Source organism: Mycobacterium sp., assembly GCF_032162605.1.
Taxonomy (GTDB): domain Bacteria; phylum Actinomycetota; class Actinomycetes; order Mycobacteriales; family Mycobacteriaceae; genus Mycobacterium.
In genome coordinates this window covers 1-7,412 of sequence record NZ_JAVROT010000012.1, presented here as the reverse complement: position 1 = coordinate 7,412, position 7,412 = coordinate 1, and the positions used below count along the sequence as shown (strand labels likewise).

Here is a 7,412-nt window from a genome sequence, read left to right as displayed (position 1 = left end):
TTCTTCGGCAGGTTCGTCAACGGTGAGGTCATCAGCCACAGCTTCTGCTGACTCGGCACTGTCGTCGGTTGCCTCGTGGGTGTCGGGTGTTGCCTCTACTGGCTCGTCAGCAGGTTGTTCGGCGGCGACGTCGTCTGCTGAGGCTTGCGCCGACTCGGCGCCCCCGGCGGCGTCAGGCTCGGCGGCAACTTCTTCGGCCAACGACTCAGCCTCGGCGGCTCCGCCGACCGCAGCCTCGTGCGCTTCGGGGGCCCCGACCTCGGCTTCGATGGCCTCATCACCCTCGACCGAGCCCAATCCGGGTTCAGGCTGTTCGTTGGCCTCGCCGCCTGCTGCGGCGAACGCCTCGGCCTCAGCGATGTCCTCGGACGGGGCGGTCTCCACCTGCTCGGTCAGATCCGCCGCCTTCGCAACGGCCCCCGACTCGGTGCCGGCGCCGCCCGTCGATTCGGTCTCGGCCCTGTCTTCGTCACCGGCGACTTTGGCCGCGGCGACGACACCGGACGTGGCGGCCACCGCCGCCAGTTCCTCGCCCAACTCGTCGAACCGAGACTCGCCGAGGTCCTTGCCGCGCAACGTCGTCGGTTCGTCTCGACCCTTGGGCGCGACCATGATGTAGATCACCGCGCCGATGAACACGAACGTCGACGTGAACGAGTTGACGCGTATGCCCGCGATGAGGGTGGCGGTGTCACTTCGCATCAACTCAACCCAGAAGCGACCGACGCAGTAGCCGGCGACGTACAGCGCGAAGAGGCGACCGTGACCGAAGTTGAAACGGCGGTCGGCCCAGATCAGTACGGCGAAGATCAGCAGGTTCCACAGCAGTTCGTACAGGAACGTGGGGTGGACGATCGCGTAGACCTGGCCGGTCGACACACCGTCGAGCGAGTGTGGACTGATGACACCGGACGGATCCAACCGTTGGTAGATCGTCAGGCCCCAGGGCAGATCGGTTTCGCGACCGTATAGCTCCTGGTTGAAGTAGTTGCCCAACCGGCCAATGGCCTGGGCCAGGATGATCCCGGGAGCGATCGCATCGCCGAAGGCTGGCAACGGGATTCCCCGACGCCGACATGCGATCCATGCACCGACTCCACCGAGGGCCACCGCGCCCCAGATTCCCAATCCGCCATCCCAGATCCGCAGCGCCGCAAAGAATCCCGCGCCGTCCGGGCCGAAGTACTTCTCCCAGTCCGTCATCACGTGATACAGCCGGCCGCCGATCAGGCCGAACGGAACCGCCCATAGGGCGATGTCGTAGATGACCCCGCGCTCGCCTCCACGCGCCACCCACCGGCGGTCGCCGAGCACCAGGGCCGCGACGATGCCGGCGATGATGCACAGCGCATACGCCCGAAGAGGAACGAACCCGAGGTGCCAGACCCCCTGCGACGGACTCGGAATGAAGGCCAGGACCGTTGTCGTCACGCTGAAATCCTCTGTCGCACGCCTTCGGCGAGTTCCTCGGTCAATGCCCTCACGGCGGGTATCCCGTCGCTCAAGGCCGTCACTAGTGCGGAGCCGACGATGACGCCGTCGGCGTAGGAACCGATCTGTGCAGCTTGCGCACGCGACCGCACCCCAAGCCCGACTCCGACCGGGATGTCGGACACCTCCCTGACTCGGCGGACCAGGTCGGGCGCCGTGTCGGACACCGCATCGCGGGCCCCCGTGACACCCATCGTCGAAGCGGCATAGACGAATCCGCGCGACGCCTGCGCGGTCGCCGCCAATCGCTCCGGCGTGGACGACGGCGCAACCAGGAAGATCCTGTCAAGGCCGTGGGCGTTGGACGCCTCGACCCACTCGTCGGCCTCGTCGGGAATGAGGTCCGGCGTGATGAGGCCGACACCACCGGCCGACGCGAGATCGCGCGCAAACGCGTCGACACCCCATCGCAGTACGGGGTTCCAGTACGTCATCACGACGGCCAGGCCGCCGGCACTGCTGATCGCCTCGACGGCGGACAATGCGTCACGCACCCGCACGCCACCGCGCAGGGCGACTTCGGTAGCCGCGGCGATGGTGGGACCGTCCATCCCAGGATCCGAATAAGCGACCCCGACTTCGATTATGTCGCAACCGGACTCGACCATTGCCGTCATCGCGGAGATCGACGTGGCGACGTCCGGGAAGCCTGTCGGAAGGTAGCCGATGAGCGCCGATCGGTGCTCCCCCCGGCACTTGGAGAAGACGTTCGCCAGCCCGTCGACCGTCATTGCGACGTCCCCTCGTCGAAAAGGCCGAACCATTTGGCCGCGGTCTCGACGTCCTTGTCACCACGGCCCGACAGGTTCACCACGATGATCGCGCCCGGACCGAGTTCACCGCCGAGCTTGAGGGCGCCCGCCACCGCGTGTGCGGACTCGATGGCCGGAATGATCCCCTCCAACCGACACAGCAGCGCGAACGCGTCCATCGCCTCGGTGTCGGTGATGGGACGGTACTCGGCACGGCCACGATCCTTCAAGTAAGCATGCTCGGGTCCGACGCCCGGATAGTCGAGACCCGCTGAGATCGAATGCGATTCGATGGTCTGACCGTCTTCGTCCTGCAACAGGTAGGAGAACGACCCTTGAAACGCTCCAGGACTGCCGCCCGTGAAGGTTGCGGCGTGACGACCCGTCTCGACCCCATCGCCCGCGGCCTCGTACCCGAGCAGTCTGACACCCGGATCGTCGATGAAGGCGTGGAACACGCCGATCGCGTTGGATCCCCCACCGATGCAGGCCGTCACCGCGTCGGGCAGCCGACCCGCCTGATGGAGGATCTGCGCACGCGCCTCCATTCCGATGACACGCTGGAAGTCGCGAACCATGGTCGGGAACGGATGCGGACCGGCCGCGGTGCCGAAGCAGTAGTAGGTGTCGTCGGCATTGGCGACCCAATCGCGGAACGTTTCGTTGATCGCGTCCTTCAGCGTCTTGGAACCGGACTCGACCGACACCACCTCGGCACCCAGCAGTCGCATCCGGGCCACGTTCAGCGCCTGCCGTGCGGTGTCGACGGCGCCCATGTAGATCACGCACGTCAGACCGAGCAGCGCGCACGCGGTGGCGGTCGCCACGCCGTGTTGACCGGCGCCCGTCTCGGCAATGATGCGGGTCTTGCCCATCTGCTTGGCCAACAACGCCTGGCCGAGCACGTTGTTGATCTTGTGAGAGCCCGTGTGGTTGAGGTCTTCTCGCTTCAGGAACAGTCGGGCGCCGCCGGCGTGCTCGCCGAGGCGCGTCGCCTCGTACAGCGGCGACGGACGGCCGGTGTAATGGCGCTGCAGCCGGTCGAGCTCGTCGAGGAACGTCCGGTCAGTCCTGGCCTTCTCATACGCCGCCGTGACCTCTTCGATCACCGCCATCAAGGCCTCGGGGACCAGTCGTCCGCCGTATGGCCCGAAATGCCCCTTGGCATCCGGGTCATGTGTCGATGGTTCGGCGACGGCAGTGCTGGAAAGCGGCAACTCCGGGCCTGCGAAATCCGCCACTATCTCAGCGCGAGGGTTTCGGGCAGGACGGGTGAGTGCCTGCGGTGACCAGATCGGCGACGGCGCTGCGAGGATCGCCACTGGTGACGAGTCCCTCGCCGACGAGGACGGCATCAGCACCGGCCCCTGCATAGGCGAGCAGGTCGGCAGTGCCGCGGACGCCCGACTCGGCGATCCGAATGACGTTGGACGGCAGCCCCGGCGCGATGCGCGCGAAACAGTCCCTGTCGACTTCGAGGGTCTTCAGGTCGCGTGCGTTGACGCCGATCACGAGAGCGCCTGCCTGCAATGCCCGGTCGGCCTCCTCCTCGGTGTGCACTTCGACGAGCGCCGTCATCCCCAGGGATTCGGTGCGGTCGATCATCGACGCCAGGGCCGGCTGCTCCAGCGCAGCCACGATCAGCAGAATCATGTCGGCGCCGTGCGCGCGGGCCTCGTGAATCTGGTACGGGCCGACGATGAAGTCCTTGCGCAGCACGGGAATCGACACTGCGGCGCGGACGGCGTCTAGGTCGTCGAGTGAACCGTTGAAGCGGCGCTGTTCGGTCAGGACGCTGATGATGCGGGCACCGCCATCCTGATAGGCGCGCGCCAGGTTGGCCGGATCGGAGATGGTTGCCAGCTCGCCACGCGAGGGGCTGGCGCGCTTGACCTCGGCGATGACACCGATACCCGGTTCGCGGAACGCCGCCATCACGTCCAGCGACGGGCCGGTGGTCTGGGCCCTCTGTTTGACCTCGGCCAGGCTGACCACTGCCTCGCGAGCGGCTACGTCGGCTTGGACTCCCTCGATGATGGAGTCGAGCACGGTCCCCGAACTCATGAGCCGTCGCTTCCCTTCACGCCTTCTGGAAGTCCCAGATGATCTTTCCCACGAAGGGTAGCCGCCAGAGCCCAACGGACTGTCACCGCCCCTCGTTGTCCGAAGTCGTCGAGTCCTGGGTGGAATCTCCGGTTGGATCTTGGCCCTCGTCGAGTGCATCCCAGATCATTCGTTCGGACATTCCGTCCTCCTGGCCGTCCTGCCGCGCAGCCTCGCGTTTTGCCGCGGGTGCCAGGTACTTTCCCGTGGCCGTGTTGCCTGCTCCGGCCTTCGCCGCCGACCGCACTAGCAGTACGGCGCCCGCCAAGGCGAACGCGGCCGCCACCAGCGCCAGCACGGCGCCCAGGTGATGGCGCTGGGTGCCCATCAGCGCGGTCACCGGGATCTGCGCAAGATCGGCCGCGCGGACGCCGACGTCTCGGATGACCCACAGCCCGATTCCCAGGTAACCCATACCCACCGTCGCCACTGCGACGAGCACGCCGACGAGGCGCAGCACCCATCCGCGCACGGCAAGCGCGGCCACCGCGGCAGCCAGTGCCACCAAGGCGAGTGGCACCAGCGCCGTCGACCAGGTCCCGCCGGTCAACGTCGTCGACTTGGGTTGTCCGAGGCCGTCGAACGACGTGACGTCGACCCAGGTCAGCCGTGAGGCCACCCAGAGCGCCAGCGCGGCGAGCACCAGCAGCAGCTGCGCGGTACGGGTCACGGCGTCTGTGGGCCGGAGCGAAGCGACCCGGGGGTTGGCTCGGTCAGCGTTTCCGCGGCCGCGATCGCATTGAGAACGGCGCGCGCCTTGTTCGCCGCCTCGTCGTACTCGTACGGTCCGTTCGAGTCGGCCACGACGCCGCCTCCCGCCTGCACGTACGCCGTGCCTGCGCGCATGAGCGCGGTCCTGATGGCGATCGCGAAGTCGGCATTGCCCGCGAAGTCGAGGTAGCCGAGGACGCCGCCATAGAGGCCGCGGCGCGTCTTCTCGACTTCCTCGATGAGCTGCATCGCACGCACCTTCGGTGCACCAGAGAGCGTGCCCGCCGGAAAGCAGGCGGTGACGGCATCGAGCGCGGTCTTGCCCTCGGCGAGGTGCCCCGTCACGGTCGACACCAGATGCATGACGTGGCTGTAACGCTCGATGTGGCTGTAGTCCTCCACGCGGACCGTGCCGGGCACGCATACCCGTCCGAGGTCATTGCGGCCGAGGTCGACCAGCATCAGGTGCTCGGCGCGTTCCTTCTCGTCGGCCAGGAGCTCCTTCTCAAGAAGGACGTCCTCCTCCTCGGTCGCACCGCGCCAGCGCGTGCCTGCGATCGGGTGGGTGGTCGCCTTGCCGTCGGTGACGGTCACCAGCGCCTCTGGGCTGCTTCCGACCACTGAAAAGTCAAGTTCGCCAGCATGGTTCGGAACGTTCAGCAGATACATGTAGGGGCTCGGGTTCGACACTCGCAGCATCCGGTACACGTCGATCGGGTCGGCCGGCGTATCCATCTCGAACCGCTGCGAGGGCACCACCTGGAACGCCTCGCCCGCCTCGATGTCGCCGACCAGCTTCTCCACCACCGCCGAGTACTCCTCGACCGTGCGCTGCGACCGGTGCCGTGGCGCGGGCCTACCGAACGTCGCCACCGCCGATGGCAGCGGCTCGCCGAGTGCCGCCGTCATCACGTCCAGCCTCGCCATGGCGTCGTCGTAGGCCTCGTCCACACGCTCGTCGGTGCCATTCCAGTTCACGGCGTTGGCGATCAGCGTGATGGTGCCCTCGTGGTGGTCCACGGCCGCGATGTCGGTGGCCAGGAGCAGCAACATGTCCGGCAGCCGCAGGTCGTCGACGACCAGCTGGGGCAGACGCTCCAGCCTGCGCACCAGGTCGTAGGTGAAGAACCCGACGAGCCCGCTGCTCAACGGCGGCAGGCCGGGCAGCGGCGCAGTCGCGAGCAGGTCCAAGGTTGTGCGCAGCGCACCCAGGGGGTCACCTCCGCTCGGCGCGCCCTGAGGTGTGACGCCGAGCCACACCGCCTCGTCGTCGCGCACGGTCAGTGCGGAGGGGGCGCCCGCGCCGATGAACGACCACCGCGACCACGACCGACCGTTCTCCGCGGACTCCAGCAAGAAGGTTCCGGGACGGTTGGCGGCCAGCTTGCGATACGCCGACAGCGGCGTCTCACTGTCGGCGAGCACCTTTCGGGTCACGGGAACCACGCGATGCTCGGCGGCCAGCGCTCGGAAGTCCTCACGCGAGGTCATGATGGCGAGGTCGGCGGACGGGCCTGCGGGCAAGGGCGAAGCGACCGGGGAATGTGCCTGCACGGGACAATCCTCCCAGACCGCTCTCGCGTAGCGTGAAACCCATGAAAAAGGGTGACCAGGTTGCCGAGTTCGAACTTCCCGATCAGACGGGCACCGTCCGCAGTCTGACGAGCCTGCTCGCGGACGGCCCGATCGTGCTGTTCTTCTATCCTGCGGCAATGACGCCGGGTTGCACGAAGGAGGCCTGCCACTTTCGTGACCTCGCCTCGGAGTTCACCGCGGTAGGGGCCAACCGCGTGGGGATCTCGACGGATGCGGTGACCAAGCAGGCGAAGTTCTCCGAGTTGCAGAAGTTCGACTACCCGCTCCTGTCGGACGCCGATGGCGCGGTGGCAACGCAGTTCGGTGTGAAGCGTGGCCTGCTCGGCAAGCTGTTGCCCGTCAAGCGGACCACGTTCGTCATCGACACCAACCGCACCGTGCTCGACGTCATCGCCAGCGAGCTGAGCATGGACAGTCACGCGGACAAAGCGCTCGAGGTGCTGCGTTCCCGGTGAAACCCGTACTGCAACTTGACGATGTGACATTTCGCCGGGACGGCAAGCAGATCATCGACGGTATCTCGCTGACCGTCAACGAAGGCGAGCACTGGGCGCTGCTCGGGCCGAACGGGGCGGGCAAGAGCACACTGCTCGGCTTCTGTGGCGCCGTGACGTTCCCCAGCTCCGGCAGCGTCCGGGTCCTCGGTGAGCAGATGGGCCGAACCGATCTCGCGGTACTGCGTCGCTCGATCGGTCACGTCAATCCGCGCCACCGTCTGCAGCACCCGCGGACCGTCCGCGAGGTGGTCTTCACCGGCAT

8 protein-coding genes are annotated in these 7,412 nt (G+C 67.1%); 2 read left to right on the top strand and 6 right to left on the bottom strand.

Annotation, left to right across the window (positions count from 1 at the left end):
• From lgt to QOI01_RS00430, 6 genes are all read right to left on the bottom strand, one after another.
• On the bottom strand, positions 1-1,431 hold a 1,431-nt coding region (gene lgt / locus QOI01_RS00455), incomplete at its 3' end, for a prolipoprotein diacylglyceryl transferase (protein WP_526377556.1).
• Positions 1,428-2,222, bottom strand: a complete 795-nt coding sequence (gene trpA, locus QOI01_RS00450) for a tryptophan synthase subunit alpha (protein WP_526377554.1) — start codon at positions 2,220-2,222, stop codon at positions 1,428-1,430. The genes lgt and trpA, both read right to left, overlap by 4 nt.
• Positions 2,219-3,484 (bottom strand): tryptophan synthase subunit beta, encoded by a 1,266-nt coding sequence (gene trpB / locus QOI01_RS00445; RefSeq protein WP_526377552.1) that lies wholly within the window; start codon positions 3,482-3,484, stop codon positions 2,219-2,221. Before trpB ends, trpA begins: the two co-directional genes overlap by 4 nt.
• 4 nt (positions 3,485-3,488) lie before the next feature.
• On the bottom strand, positions 3,489-4,307 hold the full coding sequence (gene trpC, locus QOI01_RS00440; RefSeq protein ID WP_526377550.1) for an indole-3-glycerol phosphate synthase TrpC: 819 nt from the start codon (positions 4,305-4,307) through the stop codon (positions 3,489-3,491).
• Positions 4,308-4,389: 82 nt separating this feature from the next.
• Complete coding sequence (locus tag QOI01_RS00435; RefSeq protein WP_526377548.1) at positions 4,390-5,016, bottom strand: TIGR02234 family membrane protein; 627 nt, start codon at positions 5,014-5,016, stop codon at positions 4,390-4,392.
• Entirely contained in the window at positions 5,013-6,548 is a 1,536-nt protein-coding gene (locus tag QOI01_RS00430) for an anthranilate synthase component I (protein ID WP_526377558.1), read from the bottom strand. Before QOI01_RS00430 ends, QOI01_RS00435 begins: the two co-directional genes overlap by 4 nt.
• A 104-nt stretch (positions 6,549-6,652) precedes the next feature.
• Here QOI01_RS00430 and QOI01_RS00425 point away from each other — a divergent pair, with 104 nt between their 5' ends.
• Together QOI01_RS00425 and QOI01_RS00420 are read left to right on the top strand one after the other, a co-directional pair.
• Positions 6,653-7,108, top strand: a complete 456-nt coding sequence (locus QOI01_RS00425; protein WP_526377546.1) for a peroxiredoxin — start codon at positions 6,653-6,655, stop codon at positions 7,106-7,108.
• A partial coding sequence (locus QOI01_RS00420) for an ATP-binding cassette domain-containing protein (protein ID WP_526377544.1) occupies positions 7,105-7,412 on the top strand: 308 nt, incomplete at its 3' end. The genes QOI01_RS00425 and QOI01_RS00420, both read left to right, overlap by 4 nt.